Raw genomic sequence first — 24,898 nt, 5'->3', positions numbered from 1 at the left:
GGAAATACAGGGCATACGCTTTCGCCTTCGTTATGCGTTTTTCACGAGGAGTGTCGTGCTATGAAAACCGTATTGGCTTGCATCAATCGCAGAAAGCGGGCATATGCGAGGCTGCCGCTGTTCGAGCGGCTGCGCGACGACGATCTGCCACCACGCGTGAGGCTCAGCTTCATGCCCGAATTCGCGTTCTTCGTCATGGCCTTCGGCGATCTGAACCGCTACGTGCTGCGCAAAGAGCCCGCTGACGATCCGCATCAAGCTCAAGTGAACGCGCACACGTATGAGGATGACCATCATTGGTCCTGGTTTCTTGAGGATATCGAAACGCTTGGCTGGAGCGGCTCGACCACTGCAACCGACGCGCTGCGTGCGTTGTGGCGTGACGATACGTGCCGCTGCCGCATGCTGATGTACGACCTCTGCGCGCTCGTGCGCGCGGCCGATGGCATCGAACGGCTCGCGATCGTCGAGGCAGTGGAGGAAACCGGCAATGTATTGTTCACGTTGACGACACACATCGCGCAAGGTATGCAGGGTGACGTCGATCGGGAACTGCGTTACATGGGGCTGCACCACCTCGCGCTCGAATCCGGCCATCTGCAACACGGTGAGCACGCGGCGCTTGGCGCGATCGAGCTGAGCGATGACAAACGGGCGCGCTGCATCGAACTCGTCGATTATGTTTTCGACCTGTTCGCCGCTTGGACGCATGAGGCGCAACGGCATATCGAGCGCGCCATGTCGCGTGAGCAACCGGCGCCGGCAGATGCGCCGCTTCATGCAGGGGGCCTTTAATGACGACGGCAAGCTCAGGCCGTGACGATACGGCCGCATTCGACGTCACGCTCAATCTGTTCCTCTATCCGGCAATGCTGATCGCACATCGGCGCGGGCTTTTTCGCAAGCTCGCCGCGCGCGCGTGCACGCTCGACGAAATCGGCGCGTCGCTAGGGCTGGCACGGCGGCCGGCCGAGGCGCTCGTCAGCGCATCGGTCGCATTGGGCTTCGTGCGCCGCGATGCCGAGCGCTTCACGTTGACGGCGCTCGGCGAGGATTTGTTGCTGCCGGGCAGTCCGACATACTTTGGCGCGTTCTGGGATTTGATGTACGACAACAGCGGCACGTTTTCGATCGCCGGGCTCGATGCGGCGTTGGAGCGCAATGCCCCGCGTGTCTATGGCGAGGAGGGCGGGATTTTTCACCTGCACCAACAGGACGCGGCACTCGGCATGCGTTTCATGTACGCGATGCAAAGCATCAGCGCCGCGCATGCGCCTGTTTGGCCGGCCAAGCTCGATCTCGCCGCGCATCGCATGATGCTCGACATTGGTGGCGGCCCCGGCACGCAGGCGCTTGGCGCGCTGTCGATTTGGCCGTCGCTGCGCGCAACGATCTTCGATTTGCCCGCCGTCTGCGAGCAAGGGCGCGCGCTCGTCGACGAATCGTGTCGTGCGCGCGTCGCATTTCATCCTGGCGATATGTGGCGCGATCCGTTTCCGCGCGCGGATCTGCACTTCTACTCGAACGTCTTTCACGATTGGCCGGCCGACAAGAACGCGTTCCTTGCTCGCAAAAGCTTCGATGCATTGCCGTCGGGTGGGCGCATCGTATTGCACGAGGTGCTGTATCGCGACGACAAGAGCGGGCCGCCCGCCGCCGCCGCATTCAGCCTGATGATGATCAGTTGGGCGGAGGGCGAGCAGTACACGTCGCATGCATTGTCAGCGATGCTTGCCGATGCGGGCTTCGTATCGATCGAAACGATTCCGAGCTTCGGCCACTATAGCCTCGTGACCGGTGTGAAGCGGTGATGGCACAGGATAGGCGCGCGTATTTGCGTGCCGACGCGTAAAAACGCGAAGGGCCGCGCTTGCGCGGCCCTTCTTTTTTTATTTCCGGCGCGGCGATGCGGCCGCCGCCGATGCTCAACTCACGCGCATGCCAGGCTTCGCGCCGCTATGCGGCTCGAGGATATACAGGCCCGGCTCGGCCTTCTCGTCGGCCGCCGACGCGGCGAGCACCATCCCTTCGGACACGCCGAACTTCATCTTGCGAGGCGCGAGATTCGCGACCATCACCGTCAGCTTGCCGACGAGATCCTCCGGCCGGTACGCGGATTTGATTCCAGAGAACACGTTACGCGTTTTTTCCTCGCCGACGTCGAGCGTGAGGCGCAGCAGCTTGTCCGAGCCGTCGACCGCTTCGCACGCGACGATCTTCGCGATCCGCAGATCGATTTTCGCGAAATCGTCGATCGCGATGAAGGGCGATGCATCGCCGGCGGATGCGGCTTTGGCATCCTTCGCGCTTTTCGCGCTGCCTTTCGCGCCAGCTGCGCTCGCCACCGCTGCTGCCGCGTTGGCGCTGTCCAGCGAGCCGCGGTTCGCGGCAAGCAGCGCATCGATCTGCTTCGGATCGACGCGAGTCATCAGATGCTGATACGCGCGGATCGGCTGCGCCGACGACAGCGGTTTGTGCGCATCGGCCCACGCAAGCGGCGCGATGCCGAAGAACGCCTCGACATTTTCCGCGACGCGCGGCAGCACCGGCTTGAGCGCAAGCGACAACAGCCGGAACGCTTCGAGGCTCACGCTGCAAGTCTCGTGCAGTGCGACGGCGTTCGCCGGGTCCTTCGCGAGATCCCACGGTTTCGCGGTATCGACATAGCTGTTGACCGCGTCGGCAAGCTCCATCGTTTGGCGCAGCGCACGGCCGTACTCGCGTGCCTCGTAGTGCGCGGCGATGTGAGGAATCGCCGCGCGCAGCGTTGCGACGAGCGGATGATTCATCGCGCTGTCCTGCACGCGTCCATCGAAGCGCTTGATCAGGAAGCCCGCCGCGCGGCTTGCGATGTTCACGTACTTGCCGACGAGATCGCTGTTCACGCGCGCCTGGAAATCCTCGAGGTTCAGGTCGAGATCTTCCATCGTCGCGTTGAGTTTCGCCGCGAAGTAGTAGCGCAGCCATTCGGGGTTCAGGCCTGTGTCGATGTAGCTTTGCGCGGTGATGAACGTGCCGCGCGACTTCGACATCTTCGCGCCGTCGACCGTCAGGAAGCCGTGCGCGAACACGTTGGTCGGCGTGCGGTAGCCGGAGAATTCGAGCATCGCGGGCCAGAACAGCGTGTGGAAATACAGGATGTCCTTGCCGATGAAATGGTACTGCTCGGCCGTCGCGCCCTTGCTCACCCACGTGTCGAAATCGATGCCGCGCTGCGCGCACAGATGCTTGAAGCTCGCGTAGTAGCCGACGGGCGCGTCGAGCCACACGTAGAAGTACTTGCCGGGCGCGCCGGGAATCTCGAAGCCGAAGTACGGCGCGTCGCGCGAGATGTCCCAGTCGGCGAGCTTCGCGTCGCCCGCCTCGCCGAGCCATTCGCGCATCTTGTTGATCGCCTCGGGCTGAGCGAGCCCGCTCACCCATTTGCGCAGGAACGTTTCGCAGCGCGAATCGGACAGGCTGAAGAAGTGATGAATGGAACTCTTGCGCACGGGCGTCGCGCCCGAGACGACCGAGTACGGGTTCAGCAATTCAGTCGGCTGATAGGTGCTGCCGCATACCTCGCAGCTATCGCCGTATTGATCCTTCGCGTGGCACTTCGGGCATTCGCCTTTGATGAAGCGATCCGGCAGGAACATTTCCTTGACGGGATCGTATGCCTGCTCGATTTCACGCTCGGCGATCAGGCCCGCGTCCTTCAATGCAAGATAAATCTTTTCGCTGAGTTCGCGGTTTTCTTGCGAATCGGTCGTGTAGAAATTGTCGAACGAGATCGCGAAGCTGTCGAGATCGCGCTTGTGCTCTTGCCAAGCGCGTTCGATCAGCTGCTTCGGCGTGACGCCCGCCTTCTCCGCGCTCAGCATGATGGGCGTGCCGTGCGTGTCGTCCGCGCCGATGTAGTACACCTCGTGGCCGTGCATTCGCAGCGCCCGCACCCAGATATCGGTCTGGATGTACTCGACGAAATGGCCGAGGTGGAGTTGCCCGTTCGCATAGGGCAGCGCGGACGTGACGAGGATCTGGCGGCGGCGTTGCGGCGCGCCGGCCTGCACGGAAGTGAGATCGGATGCGGACATAGGGGCTGTAAAAGGACTGCGAGGAAAACGTCGGGAAGCAGCGATTCTAGCAGGGTGGCGGCCGGCGCATCGCGGGCTGCGCGCGGCGCGATGGCGGGGGAGGGCGCGCGGGCCGGCTTTGGTGCGTAGTCTCGGTTTGGTGGTTTGGCAGGGCGGGGGGGCGGAGAGCGGGAGGCGGGAGCGTCGGGAGCGGATACCGGCGCGCCGCATCCGGCGGCCGGCGGGCGAACCCGTTGTGGATACGGGCGATGCCATGTCCTGGCGGCCTAATGAGACCGCGTGGCGTACCGGCTGCGATCGGATTCCAATCAGATCGTATTCCGGAAGGTCCGGAACACGCCCGGCTCGCGTTGGGTTCGGGCGCTGGATTTCGATGCTCGAGCCGGTATTGATTTCATTCAGCGGTGACGCATAAGCGGCGCGGCACGGCCGATCGCAATCGGTCGATAGATAGAGTTGGAAGAGACGCAATAATCGGCCGGAACGAACCGCCAGGAACGAACCGCCATTGAACAGCGCACGCCTGACCGCGCACTGCCATGCGCTTACGAAGCGTAATAAAGCGCGTAATGAAGCGGAGCGGCGCCAGCACCGGACAGCCGATGTGTGATGGAAACGGAAAAGCGGGACGAATGCAAGAAGATAGCGTCGGTTCGGCGGTACCCGCACGAATACAGCGGCTCCATTGCGCCGCGCGGGTCAAGCGGCGGGCCACCGTGGGCACCGTGAAAACGGCGGACAAAAAAAACCGGGGCGAATGCGGCCCCGGAGCAACAACGACAAGAGGAGAATGGTGACGCGCCGGCAGCACCAGCCGCGTACCGTAAAGACAGACTGCGCGACGCCCAGGAAGTTCGAAAAATTTTTCGATTTGTTACCGGGCGCCGCGAGCGCCTTGGCCGGCGGGCCTCGAGCGCCATTCTCCGGGGTTCGTGCTTACTGCTGGGCTTGCGGCGCGCGCAGATAGATCTCGACGCGACGGTTTTGCGCCCGGCCGGCTTCGGTCGCGTTGTCCGCGATCGGGTTCGACGCGCCCATGCCTTGCGCCGACAGACGGCCCGCCGCGACGCCGCGCTGCGCGAGCGCGGTTACGACGCTCTGCGCACGATTTTGCGACAGCGTTTGGTTATACGCGGCCGAGCCGGTGCTGTCGGTATAGCCGACGACCGACGCAGTGATCTGCGGGTTCTGGTTCAGCGTCGACGCGAGGTCGTTCAGCAGCGGCGTGAACGCGGGCGTCACGGCGTACTGATTGGTCGCGAACGTGACCGAACTCGGCACGTTCAGCTTGAGCGAGCCGTCCGGCTGCTCGGTGACCTGCGTGCCCGTCTGCTGCGCGGACGGCGCGAGCTTGTTCTTGATCGCTTGCCAGTTGTAGCCGGTCACGCCGCCGACGAGCGCCCCGACGCCGGCACCGATCGCCGCGCCCTTGCCGCCGCCCGCCAGTGCGCCGATACCCGCGCCGACTGCCGCGCCGGTGCCCGTGCCGACTGCCGTGTTAGTGCCCTGCTGGGATGCGCAGCCTGCCAGCAAGGCGCCGGCGATGGCGAAGACGGACAAGCGCGTCGCGATTTTGGTATTCATGTTGATTTCCTCTCTGTATTGATTCGACAAGAACAAAAAAAGAACTGCTCTTTCGGCGGGACGGTTCCTGCCAACTGCGCAGCATGCGAGTCCCATGGTTGGTCAGGCATTTGGCGCGGCGGCGGGCCGCTTTCGCGGCATGCCCCGTTCGCCAGGATGGCTGTTCGAACCATGTCCGCCCCAGCCTCTACAATATAGGCGGTATAAAGCCGATGTGGCCCCGAAGTGTGCTGCCCGCGAAGATTGCGCCGCAAGCCGGCTTTACGCAATGGCAGGCAATAAATTTTTTCACTTTTTCCGCTTTCGTCCCCGCTATTTGAATATTCTTTACATTCAAGACACTTCAAGCGTTATTTTCACGGAGTTTTGATGAGTATCGACAGGGCGCTCGTCGACGCCGCACTCGCGGCAGTCGTCGACCCGAACACCGGTCGGCCGTATGCGGCCCACCGCGGTATCCGCAACGTCACGATCGACGGCGACGTGCTCGCCGCCGATGTCGTGCTCGGCTATCCGGCGAAAAGCCAGTTCGACGATGCGCGCGCGCGCATTGCCGCCGCGCTTGCCGCGGTGCCGGGCGTGCGCGACACGCGCGTCGGCGTGTCGCAGGAAATTGTTGCGCATGCGGTGCAGCGCGGCGTGCAACTTTTACCGAACGTGAAGAACATCGTGGCCGTCGCGTCTGGCAAGGGCGGCGTTGGCAAGAGCACGACCGCCGTGAATCTCGCGCTTGCGCTCGCGGCGGAGGGCGCATCGGTTGGCATTCTCGACGCCGACATCTATGGCCCGTCGCTGCCGACGATGCTGGGCGTGCATGAGCGCCCCGAATCGCCCGACGGCAAATCGATGAACCCGCTCGTCGGCCACGGCCTGCAGGCCAACTCGATCGGCTTTCTGGTCGACGAGGACAATCCGATGGTCTGGCGCGGCCCGATGGCGACGTCGGCGCTCGAGCAACTGCTGCGCCAGACTGCATGGCGCGATCTCGACTATCTCGTCGTCGACATGCCGCCCGGCACGGGCGACATTCAGTTGACGCTCGCGCAGCGCGTGCCGGTGACGGGCGCGGTGATCGTCACGACGCCGCAGGACATCGCGCTCGTCGATGCGAAAAAGGGCCTCAAGATGTTCGAGAAGGTCAACATTCCGATTCTCGGCATCGTCGAGAACATGAGCATTCATGTGTGTTCGAATTGTGGACACGAGGAACACGTGTTCGGCGCGGGCGGCGCCGAGCGGATGGCGGCGCAATACGGCGTGACCGTGCTCGGCAGTCTGCCGCTCGACATCCGGATTCGCGAGCACGCGGACCGCGGCGCGCCGACCGTCGCCGCGGACCCGCACGGCAAGCTCGCCGAGCGCTACCGCGCGATCGCGCGGGGCGTGGCGATCGCGATCGCCGACCGGGCACGCGACATGACGTCGAAATTTCCGACGATCGTTGTTCAAAATACGTAAAATGCCCGGCTGATTGGGGGCCGGGGATGTTGGCAGCGTGACGAGTCACGGTATGATGACGGCTTTCCCGATGGTCCCCTTTTCTGTCCGGCGTCTTGCCAGTCGATGCATGCCGCCCGGCATGAGGAGCGCATGAAACGACGATTCGACGGCGGGCCAGGCTGGTTTGCGCTGAATGCGCCGCTTGTCCTGGTCGCTTGCGGCCTGCTGGCCGGTTGTACCTCCTTTGGCTCGCCGCGCGACAAGCGCGCCGACGCGTTGCTTTTGCCGGCGGTCGGCAGCCAGGCGCGCGGCACCGTCACGCTCGTCGAGCGGCCGGACGGCGTGCAGGTCACGTACAACTTCTCGGGCCTGCCGCCCAATAGCGATCACGCGTTGCAGATCCACGAGCGCGGCGACTGCAACGCCACCGACGGCTCGAGCGCGGGTCCCGTGTTCGCGCCCGCGGCCGACCGGTTGCGCGCGGGCGCGCGCGTCGGCGGCGATCTCGGCAATATCCACGCTGACGCGAACGGCGTTGCCGCGGGCTTTATCGTCGCGCCCGACGTCGCGCTTGACGGCGTGCGCTCGGTGCTCGGCCGCTCGGTGCTCGTGCATCGCGATCCGGGCGATCCGGCGTTCCCACAGCACGGCGCGGGGCCAGGACTCGCGTGCGGAGTGGTTAGGCAGTAGGCGCGCGGCCGGTCGCGATCGCGTAAAATGTGCGCCTTTCGTGGCGTCGTGCGGGTTCGGCGGCGTTTGGCGTTTGTTCCGCGCACTCCCCGCGCTTTTTCCACGTTTTTTCCTGTTACGCAGCGTTTCCGGCGCCTTTTTATGAGCATCAAGTCCGATAAGTGGATTCGGCGCATGGCCGAAGAGCACAAGATGATCGAGCCGTTCGTGCCCGATCAGGTTCGCGCGTCCGAGGACGGTCGCAGGATCGTCAGCTACGGGACGTCGAGCTACGGCTACGACATCCGCTGCGCCGACGAATTCAAGATCTTCACGAACATCAATTCGACGATCGTCGATCCGAAGAACTTCGACGAAGGCTCGTTCGTCGATTTCAAGGGCGACGTCTGCATCATTCCGCCGAACTCGTTCGCGCTCGCGCGCACCGTCGAGTATTTCCGCATTCCGCGCACCGTGCTGACCGTCTGCCTCGGCAAGTCCACTTATGCGCGCTGCGGAATCATCGTCAACGTGACGCCGTTCGAACCCGAATGGGAGGGCTACGTGACGCTCGAGTTCTCGAACACGACGCCGCTGCCCGCGAAGATCTATGCGAACGAGGGCGTCGCGCAAGTGCTGTTCTTCGAGAGCGACGAGGTCTGCGACGTGTCGTATGCCGATCGCGGCGGCAAGTATCAAGGGCAGCGCGGTGTCACGCTGCCGAAAACCTGATCTGTTTCGATACCGCCTACCTACTGTCAGTCAGTGACCGGGTGACCGCTGCGCAATCGCGCCGCGGTCGTTCTTTTTGGAGATTCGCCGATGAAGTTTCGTTTTCCCGTCGTCATCATTGACGAAGATTTCCGCTCCGAGAACATTTCGGGCTCCGGCATCCGGGCGCTGGCCGAGGCGATCGAGAAAGAAGGCGTCGAGGTGTTGGGCCTCACGAGCTATGGCGATCTGACGTCGTTTGCGCAGCAGTCGAGCCGCGCGTCGTGCTTCATCCTGTCGCTCGACGACGACGAGCTGATGCTCGGCGAACTCGGCCCGGACGGCGAGCTGCCCGAGCTTGCGAGCGCGATCATCGCGCTGCGCGCGTTCGTGACCGAAGTGCGCCGCCGCAATGCGGACATCCCGATCTTTCTGTACGGCGAGACGCGCACGTCGCGCCATTTGCCGAACGACATCCTGCGCGAGCTGCACGGCTTCATCCACATGTTCGAGGACACGCCGGAGTTCGTCGCGCGCCACATCATCCGCGAGGCGAAGGTGTATCTCGATTCGCTCGCGCCGCCATTCTTCAAGGAGCTGGTCAAGTACGCGGACGAAGGCTCGTATTCGTGGCACTGCCCCGGCCACTCGGGCGGCGTCGCGTTTCTGAAGAGCCCGCTCGGCCAGATGTTCCACCAGTTCTTCGGCGAGAACATGCTGCGCGCGGACGTGTGCAACGCGGTCGACGAGCTTGGCCAACTGCTCGATCACATCGGGCCTGTCGCGGCGTCCGAGCGCAACGCGGCGCGCATCTTCAGCGCCGATCATCTGTTCTTCGTGACGAACGGCACGTCGACGTCGAACAAGATCGTCTGGCACGCGACGGTCGCGCCGGGCGACATCGTGCTCGTCGATCGCAATTGCCATAAGTCGATCCTGCACGCGATCACGATGACGCACGCGATTCCCGTATTCCTCACGCCGACGCGCAATCACTTCGGGATCATCGGCCCGATTCCGCGCGACGAGTTCAAGCCCGAGAACATCCGCAAGAAGATCGAGGCGAATCCGTTTGCGCGCGAGGCGCTCAGGCAGAATCCGAACGCCAAGCCGCGCATCCTGACGATCACGCAGAGCACGTATGACGGCGTGGTCTACAACGTCGAGATGATCAAGGATCTGCTTGGCGATCTCGTCGATACGCTGCATTTCGACGAGGCGTGGCTGCCGCACGCCGAATTCCATCCGTTCTACCGCGATATGCACGCGATCGGCGCGGACCGGCCGCGCACCGGCGCGCTCGTGTTCGCGACACATTCGACGCACAAGCTGCTCGCGGGCATCTCGCAGGCGTCGCAGATCGTCGTGCAGGATTCCGAGCACCGCACGTTCGACAAGCACCGCTTCAACGAGGCGTACCTGATGCACACGTCGACGAGCCCGCAGTACGCGATCATTGCGTCGTGCGACGTCGCCGCGGCGATGATGGAGCCGCCCGGCGGCACCGCGCTCGTCGAGGAATCGATCGCGGAGGCGATCGACTTTCGCCGCGCGATGCGCAAGGTCGACGCCGAGTACGGCGACGACTGGTTCTTCCAGGTCTGGGGCCCGGACGATCTCGCAGAAGAGGGGATCGGCTCGCGCGAGGCGTGGCTGCTGCGCCCGGACGACCATTGGCATGGCTTCGGCACGCTCGCCGAAGGCTTCAACATGCTCGACCCGATCAAGGCGACGATCATCACGCCGGGCCTGAACGTCGACGGCGAGTTCGGCGAGACGGGCATTCCGGCCGCGATCGTCACCAAGTATCTGGCCGAGCACGGGATCATCGTCGAGAAGACCGGGCTGTACTCGTTCTTCATCATGTTTACGATCGGCATCACGAAGGGCCGCTGGAACTCGATGGTCACCGAGCTGCAGCAGTTCAAGGACGATTACGACAACAACCAGCCGCTCTGGCGCGTATTGCCGGAGTTCGTCGCGCAGTATCCGATCTACGAGCGCGTCGGCCTGCGCGATCTGTGCACGCAGATTCACGACGTATATCGCACCAACGATATCGCGCGCCTGACGACCGAGATGTACCTGTCGGACATGGAGCCGGCGATGAAGCCGTCCGACGCGTTCGCGAAGCTCGCGCACCGCGAGATCGACCGCGTGCCGCTCGACGAACTCGAAGGCCGCGTGACGAGCATTCTGCTCACGCCGTATCCGCCCGGCATCCCGTTGCTGATTCCGGGCGAGCGCTTCAATCGGACGATCGTCGACTACCTGCGCTTCGCACGCGATTTCAACGCGCGCTTCCCAGGGTTCCATACCGACATCCACGGGCTCGTTGCGGAAGAGGTCAACGCACGCACCGAGTACTACGTCGACTGCGTGCGCCCCTGATGATGGCCCGGATCGGCAGGACATGGGCGCGCTGGGCCGCCGCCGCGCTGGCCGGATGGCTGCTCGCGGGGGCGGGCGCGGCGCGCGCGGAGGTCAGCGCGGCCGATCCGATCGACGTCGCGATGCGGCAGTGTCTCGCGCGCCGCGATCGCTCGTCGACGGCCGGTCAAATTCAATGCATGGACGACGCACAGCAGAAATGGCTCGTCGAAGTCGATAACGCTTACGCTCGCGTCGAGAAGCTCGCGCCTGCCGGCAAGCGGCGCGGCTGGCAGGAGAGCCAGCGCCGCTGGCTCGAATGGCGCAAGGACGAATCGCATCTGGTGCATGCCGTCTACGAGACGACGCAAGGCACGGCGTACCTGATGGCGAGCGCCGACATGCGGTTACAGCCGGTACGCGACCGCGCGCTCGCGCTGCGCGACGCGGCCGAGCGCTACGCGCAGCAGGCGGCCAGCCGGCACGCGCAAGCGGGCAGCGGCAAGCGTGGCGTGCGGCGCATGCAGCCGTGCTCGCGCGATGCGGCGTGCGAGCATGCGCTGTTCGATATGAACCGCTATTACGCGAAGCTGCGCACGCGGATGCCCGCCGCGTCGCTGCCGACGCTCGGGGCGGCGCAGCGCGCGTGGGCCGCGTTTCGCGATGCGACGACGCCGCTCATCGGCGCGGACGAGCGCGTCGATCTGATCGGCGCGCGCGTCGCGACGCTTAAGCGGTTGTCGGAGACGGTGAACAACCGGTCGGCGCCGGCCAGTGCGGGACCGGGCGGCGCGCCCGGCGCTTAAAGCCCTTTCTTGATGATCTCGCCGGCGCCGAGCTCCATCAATCCGGCGCCGATGAATACGCCGGCGCCGTAGGCCACGCCGGTCGTGCCCTCCCACGCGGCAACCCAGGTGATGGCGCCCAGCAACGCGATGATCACGTAAAGCACGATCGAGAATATCCGCAGCCATGGATTGTCTTCGATCGCCGCGAGCCCGCCTTGCTTGACCTTGACGTAGAGGCTTTGCAACGTTGCCCACGAGAACGCGCCGACGGTGCCGAGCAGGAATCCCGCGACAGCCCGGTAGACCCAGACCGGTGCGTGAATGCGGATCGTTTCGGCCAGTGGGAAGAGGATGAGAATCAGAAGCAGGCTGATGAACGCGCAAGCGAGTTCCTGCGGCGTGGGTTGTGGTTTGGCCAATGGCGCCCCGTCTGGTCTTTGATGTGGTTGGATGCCGGACGCTCGATGCGAATGGCGTCTCTGTGCTGGTGGATGAGGCGGCGTCAATTATGTCGGCGCGGCCGGGGGCGGGCAAGATGATCTTGGCGACGCACGCCGGAGGTTCCGCGGCGATGCGCGTTCGTTGCGCGATGCGGTGAGCGCGGCGTCGGCCGGCGGCATTAGAGACAAAATAAGCGCACCAATAAACGACAAAGGCGGGGGGCTCCGCGACGGCGGCCGTGCCGGCTACTTGCCGACTGCGCCGGTCGCGCCGAGCGCCGCGCGCGCCGCCTTCGCCGCCGTGCGCACCTGATCCGGCGCGGTGCCGCCCGGATGGTTGCGGCTCGCGACCGAGCCTTCGAGCGTCAGATAGCCGAATACGTCGTCGCCGATCAGATGCGCGACGTTCGGCAACTCGCGCTTCATCTCGTCGAGCGACAGATCGGCGAGGTCGCAACCGCGCGCTTCGCACACCTTTACCGCGTGCGCGACCGCCTCGTGCGCGTCGCGGAACGGCAGCCCGCGCTTGACGAGGTAGTCGGCCAGATCGGTTGCGGTCGCGAAGCCTTGCAGCGCGGCCGCGCGCATCGCGTCCGGCTTCACTTTGATGCCGGGCACCATCTCCGCGAAGATCCGCAGCGTGTCCGCGATGGTGTCGACCGTGTCGAACAGCGGCGCCTTGTCTTCCTGATTGTCCTTGTTGTACGTGAGCGGCTGGCCCTTCATCAGCGTGAGCAGCGCGACCAGATGGCCGTTCACGCGGCCGGTTTTGCCGCGCGCGAGTTCGGCGACGTCCGGGTTCTTCTTCTGCGGCATGATCGAGCTGCCGGTGCAGAAGCGGTCGGCGAGATCGATGAAGCCCACGCGCGGGCTCATCCATAGCACGAGTTCTTCCGAAAAGCGCGACACATGTGTCATCACGAGTGCGGCCGCGGCCGTGAATTCGATCGCGAAATCGCGGTCGGACACGGCGTCGAGCGAGTTCGCGCAAATGCCGTCGAAGCTGAGCGCTTTTGCGACCGCGTGGCGGTCGATCGGATAGCTGGTGCCCGCGAGCGCGGCCGCGCCGAGCGGCAGGCGGTTCACGCGCGCGCGGCAGTCGTGCATGCGTTCGGCGTCGCGCGAGAACATCTCGACATACGCGAGCAGGTGATGGCCGAACGTGACGGGCTGCGCGACCTGCAGGTGTGTGAAGCCTGGCAGGATCGTGTCCGCGTGCTGCTCGGCGAGATCGATCAGCGCGCGGCGCAGATCGGTCAGCAATGCGCCGATCCGGTCGATCTCGCCGCGCAGCCACAGGCGGATGTCGGTTGCGACCTGGTCGTTGCGCGAGCGGCCGGTATGCAGCCGCTTGCCGGCGTCGCCGATCAGCGCGGTCAAGCGCGCCTCGATGTTCAGATGGACGTCCTCGAGGTCGAGCTGCCATTCGAATTCGCCGCGCTCGATTTCGTCGCGGATCTGCGCCATGCCGCGTTCGATCGCGGCGAGATCGTCGGTGCTGATGATCTTCTGCGCGGCGAGCATGCCGGCGTGCGCGAGCGAGCCGGCGATATCGACGAGCGCGAGACGCTTGTCGAAAAACACCGACGACGTGTAGCGCTTGACGAGCTCGGACATCGGTTCCGAGAAGCGGGCCGACCAGGCCTCGCCCTTTTTGTGCAGTTGGGACGTCATGGCGAATCGTGAGAGAGCGGAATGAGACGGCGCGTGCCGCAGGGATTGGATAGACAAAACGATAGACCATTCTAGCATTCGCGCGGCGGCGCAGCGGCCGCGGGCGGCGGCCTGGCGGCGCAGTGGCCGCTCGCGGCGGCGCGGTGCGCGAGGGGGGCAGCACGTGTGGCGTGTATGGCGTGCGCGTTGCACACGGCATGCGCGTCGCGGCCTGACCGGGGCATGAGCGCGCGGCGCGCATGCGGCCGGTACGGATCGCGCGCTTGGCTGCGCGCGCGGCCGCGCCGCTACTTCAGCTCACAGGTGAGCGGCCCGATCGTCGGCGGCGCGCCGTCGGCGGGGCGCGTGTAATCGAACGAGACCGTGCAACGCTTGCCGCCCGCCTCGATGTCCAGATGATTGACGGGCGCAAGAGCGCTGACGAACGTGAGCCCGTCATAGCCGACGATCGTGCGCGTTGCGCTTTCCCGGTGTGTGACCGCGAGCCCCGGCGGCAGCGGCGCGCCGGCCGCATCGCGCAGCGCGATCGACGCCGACTGCTCGCGCGCGATCGCGAAACGCGCGAGCACGCCGGAGCGCGATTGCGGCACGATGGTTTGCGTCGTCGCGGATACGTGCGCATCGAGCGGCAGCTTGAGCGCATCGATGCCGATCCGGTTGTTCTGGTACGCGTTCAGATCCGGAATCAGCAAATGGCCGTTGCGGTCCGTCGTGCCGATCACGCGATTCTCGTGCAGCACCGGCACGCCCGCTGACGCGTCGGTCGAAACGAGCGCGAAGCCGTCGTCGATGCGGCGCGACAGAAGTGCGTTGCCGTCCATCAGCACGATCGCGCCCGTTACGTCGAGCGCGGCATTTTGCTGGCCCGCGACGGTTTGCGCGAGCGCCGTCACTTCGCCGGCACGGCCGAGGTACTGCGCCTGGGCTTGCGCGTAGCGCGCGCCGCCCGCGTCGCCTGCCTGCGCGGCCCAGCCGAAGCCGCCGCCATAGTCGGGCGCGCGCGTCGCGCTCAGGCTGTAGGCGGCCTTGCCGTTCTGCCGGCCCATGTTCGCATTGAGCGATGTGCGATTGCCGAGCGACACGTTCAGGCTGACGAACACGCCGTTCGAGTCGTGCTGACGGAAATCGCGAAACGCGCTGACGCTGATCGACGAGAGGCCGCCGATGCTCGCCGAATAGGCTACGGAGCCGATACGCGAGGCCCGCGCGCCGGGATACTTGAAGCCGACGTAGCTGAGCGCGAAAGTCTGCGCATGCGCGAGCGGCAGCGACAGCGTGACGCGATCGGTCGCGCTCGGCACCGGCGCGCCGTCGCGCGCCGCGAGGTCGCCGTAGTGCGCGAACGCGCGCAGCGTCGCGGCGTCGATCGACCAGCGCGGCTGGATGAGCTGATAGCCGAGGCCGACCTGTGTGCCGGCGAGCCGCCCGGTGCTCTGCGCGAGCGACGCGCTCGCGACACCCGCGCCGCCCACACGCGTGAGCACGCCCGCGCCTGCGCTGTAAAGTCCGGGCGTCGCTTGCATGTACGCTTCGAGCGTCAGGCGGTCGTTCACGCCGTAGCGCAGGGTGGCGCTCGCGGCCGGGCGGCTCGCGTAGTCGAACGAGCGCAGCCCCCATGCGCGCCGCAGGAAGCCGGCCTCGACCGAATAGCTGGCGAGGCCGGCAGCGAGCAGCCGCGTATCGATGTAAAGCGGCAGCGACGTCGCGATGGTGCGCCCGAGCGAGTCGTGCGTGATGACGGTCGCGTTGCCCGCGCCGGTGACGCCGGGCACGCTGTTGATGACGAACGGGCCGCTCGGCACGTCGCCGCTGAATTGACGCACGCCGTTCACATACAGATCGACGCTCGAGGGCACGACGGCCGTGCCCGCGAGGGCCGGTACCGGAAACGTCACGAGATCCGGGCGCAGCGCGAAATTGCTGCGCCATTGCCAGCCGCCGATGCGCAGCGAGCGCGTCCATGCGAGCGACGACTAGATCGTGTCGCCGATTTGCATCGTGCTCAGCGAAGCCGGATCGGACCGGCTCCACGACGTGTCGTAGCGTGTATAGCGCTGCCCGGCGTGCTGGAACGCGGCGACGCCCGTGCTGCTGAACACGCCCGCGGGATCGAAGTAGCGCGCCTCATGCCAGAGCGCGGCGCTCGCGCCGCCCGCCGTCTGCGTGTAGAGATCGTAGTTCAGCACGGCGCCTCGGCCGGCGCTCGCGGGCGCGCTTGGCGCGAGCGCGCGCGTGTCGAGCGTGTGCGGGATGCGCAGCGCATCGGGGACGACGAGCGCCATCGTCTGCCGGGTGGCGTCGTAGCGGTAGCGCAGGCCGTCCAGCGCATCGAGTGCGACGAGTGCGTTCGCCGGCTGCCGCAAGCGCGACGTTGCGATGCCGAGGTCGTTCAGGTCGTCCTCGCTCGCGAAGGCGCGGCCGTCGACGATCGCGAAATGGACGATCAGATGCGTCGGCTCGCCGTTCAGCGATACGTCGAGATACAGGTCGTTCGCCGGCGATGGAGCGGGGGCGTCGGTGCGACGGGGGAGCGCCGGGGCGTCCGGCTGCGCGCGGGGTCGCGTATCGGCCGCGGCTGGCGGCGTCCATTCGCCCGACGCATACGCATAGGCGGCGCGCGTGGCGGCTGTGTCCGGTGCGCGCGCTTGCGGCGGCGCGTTGCGGCTCTGCGCGCGTGCCGCATGGTCCGGCGCCATGGTGCAGAGCGCGATCACCAATTCGATGAGCCGTCGATGCCGTGCGGATTGCGTCGAGCGGTGCGCGGGGCGGTCAGTCGGCACGTTCGGGCGGCGGGTGAGTGCGCGTGGCCGGGCCGGCGTCAATCAGCGCGGGTCCACGTCGGCCTGCGTCGGTTGCGTGTTGACCGTGGCCCGCACCTGGCGAATGCGCGGCGCGGCCTGCGCCGTGTCGACGCTCAACGGCCATTGCCGCATGCTGCCCGCGAGCGCGTAGCCGAGGAGGCCGGGCGCGACGTCGTGGGTCTGGCCCGCGTCGTCGACGAGCTGCACGGCTGCGATTTGCGCGTGGCGCCCGCCGTCGTTGGTCACGCGCAGCAGCCAGCCGGCTGGTCCGCGCATGAGGTGCCAAGTCAGCTTGGGCGGCGCGAGCGCGGCGTCGGGCTCGGCGAATACCGGAATCGAATAGCGCAACCGGATCGCGATGCCGTTGACCACGGGCGCATCGGGCGTGGGCAATTCGTCGATCAACACGCGATAGCTCTCTTCGCGCTGCGGCTTGTCGCGCGCGAGCCGCACGAGCCGCACCAGTTGCTCGCCGTGCGCGCCGATCTGCACGAGCGGCGGGCTCGCGGCGAGCCCGGGGGCGGGCGTGAGCACGTCGTCGCCCTGGTCCTGGCTCCACTGGTAGGTGCGCACTTGCCCATAGATCGGCCGTGCGCCGGGATTGCGCAGCGTGATGCCGGCGGCCGGGGTGTCGGCGCTCAGCTCGACGGTGACGGGCGAGATCTGCAGCGTCGCGGCGCGGGCGCACGCGGCAGCGGCCAGCGCGGCAACGGCAACGAGCGCGACGAGAGGAGCGCCGACGCGTCGGCGGAGGATCGTCGTCACGGCCGCTTAGAAATAGACGGTCGCGGTAACGGTGGTTTGATAGAGATCGGGCTTGGGCGTTGCCTGCGGCGGCACCTGGCCGTAGACGGTCAGCGCCTGCGCCGAGCCGGTGCCGGTGCCGCCCACCGTGTTGGTGCCTTGGGTGTTGCCCCAGATTGTCGTGTGGCCGGCGTCCTGATACAGCTGGAAGTCGACGAGCGTGCCGGTATTGCCGGTCGAGGTGCCGGCGAGCAGCCGGGTGGCGACGGTCGAGCCGCTCACGTTGCCCGCGTCGAGCCCGACGTTGTAAGGCGTCGTATTCGAGCACGTGACGGACAGCGTCGTCGTTTGGTTGACGGCGGACGCGAGTATGCCGTTCGTGCCGAACGACAGCGGGTTCGCGGAAATCGTGCAGTTTGCCTGGATCGTCAGCGACACGGTGAACGTTGCCGTGGCGGTGCCGTTCGAATAGACGGCCGCCGCTGCGGGCCGGAACGACGGCGCGGCAGCGAGCAGCAGGGCGGCGGCAACAGACGTCGGAATGCGTAGGCGAAAGCGCATGGCGTTGTGACTCCCGTAGTAGAGGGCTTTTTATGCGACCGCACGATCAGGATACCGAACAGTTGCCGAGGCTCAGCTTCCGATGAGCTTACGGTGACCGGGTCCGTTAGCTTTTGATAATAAAGTTACTCGATAAATCAGCGCGAAACAAAGGGAAAATATCTGAATGCACTGGGGAAATAAACCTAAGTGTTAATCCTGATCAGAGTAATGGCTCTATTCTTTGTTGCTTGATCATGTGTAATTCACATGCCGGTGGGCCAATGCGGCGCCGGTGAATGCAATGATGCGTCGCGGCCGGATTGGGCGAAGGCGGAATCGCGGCCGTGGGCCATCGAGTTGCGTTTATTGGGCGCATCGAATAAAAAGCAGCATGATGCGTTTCAATTTCAATAAGTCATTGGCTTTTCCGGCGCCGGCGCGTGCGAGCAAGTGCGCGTGCGAAATCAATCAGGATTTCAAAACCGAATATGACATTCGAAATCAGATGGCGGCGCATCGGGCGATGCGTGCTCGCGGTATGCGCGGCGCTGCTGCTTGCGGGGCCCTGGGTCGCCGCGCGCGCCGAGACGTGTTCGGTGAGCGCGCCCGCGCCGGACTTCGGCCTGGTGAATCCGATTGCGCTGACGGCGGTGCCGACGAGCGCGACGATGACCATCACCTGCACGTGGTCGGCCATCACGCTGACGCCGAGCGTGCTCGTCTGCCTGAATCTCGGCGGCGCGACGCCGCGCTATTTGACGAACGGCGCGAACCCGATGCTGTACGACCTGTATCAGGATGCCGGCCACACGCAGAGCTGGGGAGCGGTTTCCGCCGGCACGACGCCGATTTCCGCGACGCTGGTGAAGCCATTGCTCGGCACGACGGCGAACGCGACCGTCACGGTCTATGGCCAGATCGCCGCGAACCAGCCCACCGTGCCGACGGTAGGCAATGCGAACACCGTGTATGCGCAGAGCTTCGCCGGCAATCAGACTTCGCTCAGCTACAGCTTCTATACGCTCGCGCCGACGCCGTGCGCATCGCAGACATCGGCCGGCACGTTTGCGTTCACGGCGACGGCCACGGTCGTCAATGATTGCTTCATCAATGCGACCAATGTCGCGTTCGGCGCGACTGGCGTGATTAGCGGCGCGTTGACGGCCACGGGCACGCTCACGGTGCAATGCACGAACGGCGACGCGTTCCGGATCGCGTTGAACGGCGGCGCGAGCGGTAACGTGGCGGCGCGGGCGATGCAGCGCACGGGCGGCGGCGCGCAGATCGGCTATCAGCTTTATCTGGATGCCGGCCATGCGGCGGCGTGGGGCGACGGCACGGCCGGCACGTCGATGGCTACCGGAACAGGCAGCGGCGTTGCGCAGACGTTGACCATCTATGGGCAGGTGCCCGCGCAGACAACGCCCGCGCCAGGCAGCTACAGCGATACGATTACCGCGACGATCGCGTTCTGAGCCCGGGGGCCGTTGCCTGCCGACGCATGCGCGGAGCGCCGTGGCGTTGTGCGTGACGCGGATCGCAGCGTCGCGTTGCGCGTGGCGAAGCGCCACGGCGGGCCGGCAAACGATTCGCACGAGCCCGCCCGGATTGCGGCCGGCGGCGCGCCGGCGCGTGCGTGCCGTGCGCCCGTTGCGCGCCGCGTTACTCGCGCACCAGCACCACCAGCTTCAGATCGTCGCGCTGAGCGGGCTTGAGCGTCATCTGCTGATAGACGACGCGGCCGTCGCGTGGATGATCGAACGCGCGCTCGCCGCCTTCCCGTTCAACCACGTCTTGCGACGCCCAATAATGCGCGAACGCGTCGCTCGCGGCGACGAGCGAGTCGATCAGCGCGCGGGTGGGCGCGTCGCTCAGATGGCGGATCGTGTCGGCGCGGAACTCGGCGACGAGCCGGCGCGAGCGCGCCTGCCAGTCGACGATCAGCGCGCGCGCGGCAGGCGACGTGAACGTGAAGCGCAGCAGGTTGCGCTCGTCGCGTTCGCCGTCGAGCCAGCCGGCGAACAGCGTGCTCGCGGCGTCGTTCCACGTGAGCGCGTTCCACTGGCGATCGAGCACGTATGCGGGCGTCGCGAGCAGCTTCACGGTGGCCACGAGCGTCGCGGGCACGTCGGTGGCCGCGAGTTCGGGTTCGGCCGGGTCGCGCTGCGCGGCCAGCTCGAACAGATACGCGCGCTCGGCGCGCGACAGTTGCAGGGCGACCGCGATGCGCGCGAGCGCATCGGCGGATGCCGACACCTCGCGCCCCTGCTCGATCCACGTGTACCAAGTGGCGCTCACGCCGCAGAGTTGCGCGACCTCCTCGCGACGCAGCCCCGGCGTTCTGCGCCGCGGGCCGGGCGGCAGGCCCGCGGCTTGTGGCGACAGCCGCTCGCGGTGGGCGCGGATGAAATCGCCGAGCGCGCGGGCCGGCGTGGTGTCGAGCAGGGGCGGGGAGGCGGGATGGCTCATGTTGCGTCGGGTGTGGCGGGTAAAGCGCGGGTTCGAAGCAGCGGGCTGGCTGGTGGACCCGATACCAGGATAATTGATTGACTTGTACCGGTACAAGTCGGGCTCTATTGTAGCGGTTCGCGGTAGCTGCCGCCGCCGCGCCGTCGCGGTTGCGGCGGCGGTTTTTCCACGAATTCCCGATTTGGATGCGCCATTTGCTTCACGACAAGGAGCCCAGCCGATGAAACAGCACGACAAGGTCGCCGACGCGTTTGGCGCGACGGCCGCTGCCTATTTGACAAGCACTGTCCATGCGACGGGCGCCGATCTCGATACCCTCGCCGCCGAGATCGGCACGACGCCCAATGCGCAGGTGCTGGACCTCGGGTGCGGCGCGGGGCACGCGAGCTTCGCGGCGGCGCGCGGCGGCGCCGCGCAGGTGATCGCATACGATCTCGCGCCGCAGATGCTTGCCACGGTCGAGGCGGCCGCACGCGAGCGCGGCTTGTCCAGCGTGCGCGTCGAGCAGGGTGTGGCGGAACGCTTGCCGTTTGCCGATGCGTCGTTCGACTGGGTCGTGAGCCGGATGAGCGCGCATCACTGGCGCGACGTGCGGCGCGCGCTCGCGCAAGTGCGCCGCGTGCTGAAGCCGGGTGGCCGGGTGTTGTTCATCGACGTCGCGGGTGCCGACGATCCGCTCATCGACACGCACTTGCAGGCGGCCGAGGTGCTGCGCGACGCGTCGCACGTGCGCAATTACCGTGCCGATGAATGGCTGCGCATGTTCGACGAAGCGGGCTTGGCGGCCGAGGTGCGCGAGCGTTGGCGCTTGCCGATCGAATTCGCGGGCTGGATTGCGCGCATGCGCACGCCGCAGGTGCGTGCGGACGCGATTCGCGCGCTGTGGGCCGGCGCGCCCGACGAAGTGAGGGCGTACTACGACGTGCAGCGGGACGGTTCGTTCAAGCTCGATGCGCTGATGATTGGCGCGTGTTGATGGCCGCGGCCGTCGGCGCGGCGCCATGCGCAGGACAGCGGAGCAAATGCCGTTCGGTCAATGCAAAAAGGCCGCTGCGGTGAATGCCGCAGCGGCCTTTTGTCTCGTTTCCGACTTCTGACCCGGCCTGACCCCGCCCGGCGAAGAGCCGGCGGCGATGCGCGATTGAAACGGCGGCCCCGGCAAGCGGCTGCCGCCCGCCGCCCGCCGCCTCGGCACGCGGCTTGACCGCGCGCACCGCGCCGTGCCGGATCAACCGGTATTGCGCAGCCCAGCCGCGATTCCGTTGATCGTCAGATGAATCCCGCGCCGCAGCCGCGCGTTCGTGTCGCCCGCGCGGTGCCGCTTGATCAGCTCGACTTGCAGGTGGTTGAGCGGATCGAGATACGGGAAGCGGTTCTTGATCGATCGCGCGAGAAGCGGATTCGCCGCGAGCCGCTCGCCGTGGCCGGTGATCTCGGCAAGCGCGCCCGACGTGCGATGCCACTCGGCGACGATCCGCTCGAACACGTGCTTGCGCAGCTTCCTGTCGGCGACGAGCTGCGCGTAGCGCGACGCGACCGCGAGATCGGTTTTCGCGAGCACCATGTCCATGTTCGACAGCAGATGCGCGAAGAACGGCCAGGTCTTGTTCATCTTCTTGAGCTGCGCGACGCGCCGGTTGCGCTCGGCTGCGTCCTTCGTGCCGTCGAGGTACGCGGCGACCGCGCTGCCGAAGCCGTACCAGCCCGTCAGCAGCAGCCGGCACTGACCCCACGAGAAGCCCCACGGAATCGCGCGCAGATCCTCGATCTTGCGGTTTTTCGGGTCTTGCAGCTTGCGCGATGCGGGCCGGCTGCCGATGTTGAGTTCGGCGATCTCGGTGATCGGCGTCGACGAGAAGAAATAGTCGGTGAAGCCGGGCGTTTCGTAGACGAGCGCGCGATATGCGGCCATCGCGGCGTCGGACAGCGTCTGCATCACCGCCTCGAACGCCGCAAGCTGCTTCGGCGCATTGGTGTGCGGCAGCAGCGTCGCCTCGAGCGTCGCGGCGACCACCGTTTCGAGATTGCGCCGGCCGATCTCCGGGTTCGCGAACTTGCTTGCGATCACTTCGCCCTGCTCGGTGAGCCGGATCTGGCCGTTGACCGTGCCGGGCGGCTGCGACAGGATCGCCTGATAGGTCGGGCCGCCGCCGCGGCCGACCGTGCCGCCGCGGCCGTGGAATAGCCGCAGCCTGATCCCGCGCTCGCGGAACAGCTCGACGAGCGCGAGTTCGGCGCGGTAAAGCTCCCAGTTCGACGTGAGGAAGCCGCCGTCCTTGTTGCTGTCGGAATAGCCGAGCATCACTTCCTGCTCGTCGTCCTGATGCGCGAGCAGATCGCCGACGCCCGGCAGTGCGAAGAATTCGCGCATGATGTCGGGCGCGTTGCGCAAGTCGGCAATCGTCTCGAAGAGCGGAATGACCATCAGGTCATTGCGCGCATGGCTGCCTAGCGTGCCGTCGAACAGGCCGGTTTCCTTCTGCAGCAGCAGGACTTCGACGAGATCGCTCACCGTCTCGGTGTGCGAAATGATGTAGTTGCGCACCGCGCGCGGGCCGAACTGCGCGCGGATCGCGCGCGCGCGTTCGAGCACGCCGAGTTCGCTTTTCGCGAGATCCGAATAGTCGAGATACGGCGAGCGCAGCGGCCGCGGATCGGCGAGCGCGGCGAGCAGCACGCGCAGTTTGTCGCGCTCGGCGAGCGCCGCGTAGTCGGGCTCGATGCCGGCGCGCGCGAACAGCTCGGCGATCACCGCTTCGTGAATGTCGGAGCTTTGCCGCAGGTCGATGCTCGCGAGGTGAAAGCCGAACGCCTCGGCCGCGCGCACGAGCGGCGCGAGGCGAGGCGCCGCGAGCGATTCGCCGTGATGCTCGGCGAGCGAGTCCATCAGCACGCGCAGATCGGCGGCGAACGCTTCGGCGTCCGCATAAGGCGTCGCGCGCACGGGCGCCGCGCCGCGGCCCGCGCTGCGCACCGGCACCGCGCCTTCGCCGAGCCGCACGCGCGCGCTCGCCGCCACGCGCGTGTAGACGCCGATCAGCGCGCGGCGGTACGGCTCGTCGACGCGGTGCGGCGACTGGTCGGGCGATGCGGCCGCGAGTGCCTTCAGCGCGTCGCTCGCGCCGACGAGCAGGTTCGATACCGATAACTCCGCGCCCAGCTTGTGCACCTGCTCGAGATAATGCTCGAAGATCACCGCGGCCTGGCGGTTGACCGCTTCGTCGAGCGTCGCGGCGGTGACGTTCGGGTTGCCGTCGCGATCACCGCCGATCCAGCTTCCCATCTGGAAAAACGCCGGCACGCGCGCGGGCAGGCCGTGCTCGGCGAGCGCTTCCTCGATGTCCGCGTAGAGCGCGGGCAGCTCGTCGAGGAACGTCGCGCGGTAGTACGACAGCGCGTTCTCGATTTCGTCGGCGACCGTCAGCCGCGCATCGCGCAGCATCCGGGTCTGCCAGAGCGTCGTCACGCGCGCGCGCAGCAGCGCCTCGTTGTGCGCGCGCTCGCGCGCGGTGAGCGGCTGGTCGCGCTCGGCCAGCAGGCGCGCGATGTCGTGCTGCGCGTCGAGAATGCTCTTTCGCTGCACTTCGGTCGGGTGCGCGGTCAGCACGGGCACGATCAGCGCGTCGTCGAAGAATTGCTTGATGGCCTTCGACGACGCGCCGCCCGCTTCCTTCAGTTTGGCGAGCGCATACGAGACGGTGCCCGCCTGCGGCGCGGAGCCCGCGAGTGCGTGGATGCGGCGGCGGCGATTGTGATGGCGGTCCTCGGCGATGTTCGCGAGATGCGAGAAATAGCTGAACGCGCGCACCACGCTTACGGTTTGCTCGGGCGTGAGCTTTCTCAGCATCTTCTCGAGCGTTTGCGCTGCCGCGTTGTCGTCTTCGCGGCGGAATTTGACGGCGGTCTGGCGGATCGTCTCGACTACTTCGAACACGGCGTCGCCTTCCTGCTCGCGAACCACGTCGCCGAGCAGGCGGCCGAGATAGCGGATGTCCTCGAAGAGCGGGCGGTCCTTGTCCTCGCGCGTGCGGCCGTTCGGTTTGGCGGCGGCGTTTGCATGGCCGTTCGCGCGCGCCGCGCGTTTCGGCTCGCGCGGGGTCGTCTGGCCGCGAGGGCGGACGGCGGCGGATGCCGGCGCGGGGGAGGGCGAGACTGCGTTGCGGCGCGTCGAGCGCGCCGATCCGGAAGACTTCACGATCGATTTCCTTGGGAAAGCACGAGTGAACGGGAACAGCGGTCCTGCAACAGCGCGATCGGCGCGCGGCTCGTCTCGTCATGCGCGATCCGTCCGCGGCGCGCAGACGCGCGGCACGGGCGGGCTGTCCGGCGGGCGGTGCGACTGGCCCGGCGGTTGCGACCCGCGCAATGGATCGGTGCTCAGCCAAGCCCGGCCGGGCGATGCGCGGGCGCGGCGGCCATGCTGCGGGCGGGCGCGATTGGCTGGCACGCCGAACCTCGCGATGGTTGCGAGCCGCCGGACTAACCGAGCGGACCGGCCGATCAGACCAGCCAAGCGAACCAGCCAAGCCGCGCCCGCTTGACCAAGCGCCCCGGCCAAGCCCGCGTGCTACCATTGCCTGCTCCTGGTT

General features: G+C 66.5%; 16 protein-coding genes and 2 pseudogenes. 9 read left to right on the top strand and 9 right to left on the bottom strand.

Annotation, left to right across the window (positions count from 1 at the left end; genetic code table 11):
- Positions 1 to 60 precede the first annotated feature (60 nt).
- Together WS68_RS03140 and WS68_RS03135 are read left to right on the top strand one after the other, a co-directional pair.
- Positions 61 to 795: a hypothetical protein gene (locus WS68_RS03140; protein WP_059569393.1), complete on the top strand. Its 735-nt coding sequence runs from the start codon at positions 61 to 63 to the stop codon at positions 793 to 795.
- On the top strand, positions 795 to 1,811 hold the full coding sequence (locus WS68_RS03135) for a methyltransferase (RefSeq protein ID WP_059569392.1): 1,017 nt from the start codon (positions 795 to 797) through the stop codon (positions 1,809 to 1,811). Before WS68_RS03140 ends, WS68_RS03135 begins: the two co-directional genes overlap by 1 nt.
- 114 nt (positions 1,812 to 1,925) lie before the next feature.
- Here WS68_RS03135 and metG read toward each other — a convergent pair whose 3' ends face one another.
- A complete protein-coding gene (gene metG, locus WS68_RS03130; protein WP_059569391.1) occupies positions 1,926 to 4,076 on the bottom strand; it encodes a methionine--tRNA ligase in 2,151 nt (716 codons plus the stop codon).
- 936 nt (positions 4,077 to 5,012) lie between these two features.
- Complete coding sequence (locus WS68_RS03125) at positions 5,013 to 5,660, bottom strand: OmpA family protein (RefSeq protein ID WP_059569390.1); 648 nt, start codon at positions 5,658 to 5,660, stop codon at positions 5,013 to 5,015.
- Positions 5,661 to 6,029: 369 nt separating this feature from the next.
- Here WS68_RS03125 and apbC point away from each other — a divergent pair, with 369 nt between their 5' ends.
- The 5 genes from apbC (at position 6,030) to WS68_RS03100 (ending at position 11,656) form a co-directional block, all read left to right on the top strand.
- Entirely contained in the window at positions 6,030 to 7,118 is a 1,089-nt protein-coding gene (gene apbC / locus WS68_RS03120; RefSeq protein ID WP_059569389.1) for an iron-sulfur cluster carrier protein ApbC, read from the top strand.
- 132 nt (positions 7,119 to 7,250) lie between these two features.
- Entirely contained in the window at positions 7,251 to 7,790 is a 540-nt protein-coding gene (locus WS68_RS03115; protein ID WP_059569571.1) for a superoxide dismutase family protein, read from the top strand.
- A gap of 141 nt (positions 7,791 to 7,931) precedes the next feature.
- Complete coding sequence (gene dcd, locus WS68_RS03110; protein ID WP_006398615.1) at positions 7,932 to 8,501, top strand: dCTP deaminase; 570 nt, start codon at positions 7,932 to 7,934, stop codon at positions 8,499 to 8,501.
- A gap of 90 nt (positions 8,502 to 8,591) precedes the next feature.
- Positions 8,592 to 10,871 carry an arginine/lysine/ornithine decarboxylase gene (locus WS68_RS03105; RefSeq protein ID WP_059569388.1) on the top strand — a complete coding sequence of 760 codons (2,280 nt, stop codon included), beginning with the start codon at positions 8,592 to 8,594 and terminating at the stop codon, positions 10,869 to 10,871.
- 2 nt (positions 10,872 to 10,873) lie between these two features.
- Positions 10,874 to 11,656 (top strand): lysozyme inhibitor LprI family protein, encoded by a 783-nt coding sequence (locus WS68_RS03100; protein ID WP_059569387.1) that lies wholly within the window; start codon positions 10,874 to 10,876, stop codon positions 11,654 to 11,656.
- Here the strand turns inward: WS68_RS03100 and WS68_RS03095 are convergent.
- From WS68_RS03095 to WS68_RS03070, 5 genes and pseudogenes are all read right to left on the bottom strand, one after another.
- Positions 11,653 to 12,057 carry a hypothetical protein gene (locus tag WS68_RS03095; protein WP_059569386.1) on the bottom strand — a complete coding sequence of 135 codons (405 nt, stop codon included), beginning with the start codon at positions 12,055 to 12,057 and terminating at the stop codon, positions 11,653 to 11,655. The genes WS68_RS03100 and WS68_RS03095 overlap by 4 nt on opposite strands.
- A 267-nt stretch (positions 12,058 to 12,324) precedes the next feature.
- The gene (argH, locus tag WS68_RS03085) at positions 12,325 to 13,752 is read right to left on the bottom strand and encodes an argininosuccinate lyase (RefSeq protein ID WP_059569384.1); all 1,428 of its coding nucleotides are present in this window, start codon (positions 13,750 to 13,752) and stop codon (positions 12,325 to 12,327) included.
- Between the two features lie 287 nt (positions 13,753 to 14,039).
- Positions 14,040 to 16,532: pseudogene (locus WS68_RS03080) on the bottom strand (fimbria/pilus outer membrane usher protein).
- 42 nt (positions 16,533 to 16,574) lie between these two features.
- The gene (locus WS68_RS03075) at positions 16,575 to 17,309 is read right to left on the bottom strand and encodes a fimbrial biogenesis chaperone (RefSeq protein ID WP_059569570.1); all 735 of its coding nucleotides are present in this window, start codon (positions 17,307 to 17,309) and stop codon (positions 16,575 to 16,577) included.
- A gap of 15 nt (positions 17,310 to 17,324) precedes the next feature.
- Positions 17,325 to 17,858 carry a Csu type fimbrial protein gene (locus WS68_RS03070; RefSeq protein WP_059569383.1) on the bottom strand — a complete coding sequence of 178 codons (534 nt, stop codon included), beginning with the start codon at positions 17,856 to 17,858 and terminating at the stop codon, positions 17,325 to 17,327.
- Between the two features lie 470 nt (positions 17,859 to 18,328).
- Here WS68_RS03070 and WS68_RS03065 point away from each other — a divergent pair, with 470 nt between their 5' ends.
- A complete protein-coding gene (locus tag WS68_RS03065) occupies positions 18,329 to 19,315 on the top strand; it encodes a Csu type fimbrial protein (RefSeq protein WP_059569382.1) in 987 nt (328 codons plus the stop codon).
- A gap of 187 nt (positions 19,316 to 19,502) precedes the next feature.
- Here the strand turns inward: WS68_RS03065 and WS68_RS03060 are convergent, their stop codons facing one another.
- Complete coding sequence (locus tag WS68_RS03060; RefSeq protein ID WP_059569381.1) at positions 19,503 to 20,309, bottom strand: helix-turn-helix transcriptional regulator; 807 nt, start codon at positions 20,307 to 20,309, stop codon at positions 19,503 to 19,505.
- A gap of 220 nt (positions 20,310 to 20,529) precedes the next feature.
- Between WS68_RS03060 and WS68_RS03055 the strand changes: the two genes are divergently transcribed.
- The gene (locus WS68_RS03055) at positions 20,530 to 21,285 is read left to right on the top strand and encodes a class I SAM-dependent methyltransferase (protein WP_059569380.1); all 756 of its coding nucleotides are present in this window, start codon (positions 20,530 to 20,532) and stop codon (positions 21,283 to 21,285) included.
- A 252-nt stretch (positions 21,286 to 21,537) separates the two neighbouring features.
- On the opposite strand, the pseudogene ppc reads toward WS68_RS03055, so the two are convergent.
- A pseudogene (gene ppc, locus WS68_RS03045) lies at positions 21,538 to 24,366 on the bottom strand (phosphoenolpyruvate carboxylase); the annotation flags it as partial.
- Positions 24,367 to 24,898 lie beyond the last annotated feature (532 nt).

The sequence above is a fragment of the Burkholderia sp. TSV86 genome, from assembly GCF_001522865.1.
Lineage (GTDB): Bacteria > Pseudomonadota > Gammaproteobacteria > Burkholderiales > Burkholderiaceae > Burkholderia.
Note: the sequence above shows the minus strand (reverse complement) of the source record. Positions and strands in the feature narration are given on the sequence as shown.

Excerpts from the sequence above, each read along its gene's own strand:
- WS68_RS03140 (WP_059569393.1), top strand. The coding sequence starts at position 61 with ATGAAAACCGTATTGGCTTGCATCAATCGCAGAAAGCGGGCATATGCG.
- WS68_RS03135 (WP_059569392.1), top strand. The coding sequence starts at position 795 with ATGACGACGGCAAGCTCAGGCCGTGACGATACGGCCGCATTCGACGTC.
- metG (WP_059569391.1), bottom strand. The coding sequence starts at position 4,076 with ATGTCCGCATCCGATCTCACTTCCGTGCAGGCCGGCGCGCCGCAACGC.
- WS68_RS03125 (WP_059569390.1), bottom strand. The coding sequence starts at position 5,660 with ATGAATACCAAAATCGCGACGCGCTTGTCCGTCTTCGCCATCGCCGGC.
- apbC (WP_059569389.1), top strand. The coding sequence starts at position 6,030 with ATGAGTATCGACAGGGCGCTCGTCGACGCCGCACTCGCGGCAGTCGTC.
- WS68_RS03115 (WP_059569571.1), top strand. The coding sequence starts at position 7,251 with ATGAAACGACGATTCGACGGCGGGCCAGGCTGGTTTGCGCTGAATGCG.
- dcd (WP_006398615.1), top strand. The coding sequence starts at position 7,932 with ATGAGCATCAAGTCCGATAAGTGGATTCGGCGCATGGCCGAAGAGCAC.
- WS68_RS03105 (WP_059569388.1), top strand. The coding sequence starts at position 8,592 with ATGAAGTTTCGTTTTCCCGTCGTCATCATTGACGAAGATTTCCGCTCC.
- WS68_RS03100 (WP_059569387.1), top strand. The coding sequence starts at position 10,874 with ATGGCCCGGATCGGCAGGACATGGGCGCGCTGGGCCGCCGCCGCGCTG.
- argH (WP_059569384.1), bottom strand. The coding sequence starts at position 13,752 with ATGACGTCCCAACTGCACAAAAAGGGCGAGGCCTGGTCGGCCCGCTTC.
- WS68_RS03070 (WP_059569383.1), bottom strand. The coding sequence starts at position 17,858 with ATGCGCTTTCGCCTACGCATTCCGACGTCTGTTGCCGCCGCCCTGCTG.
- WS68_RS03065 (WP_059569382.1), top strand. The coding sequence starts at position 18,329 with ATGACATTCGAAATCAGATGGCGGCGCATCGGGCGATGCGTGCTCGCG.
- WS68_RS03060 (WP_059569381.1), bottom strand. The coding sequence starts at position 20,309 with ATGAGCCATCCCGCCTCCCCGCCCCTGCTCGACACCACGCCGGCCCGC.
- WS68_RS03055 (WP_059569380.1), top strand. The coding sequence starts at position 20,530 with ATGAAACAGCACGACAAGGTCGCCGACGCGTTTGGCGCGACGGCCGCT.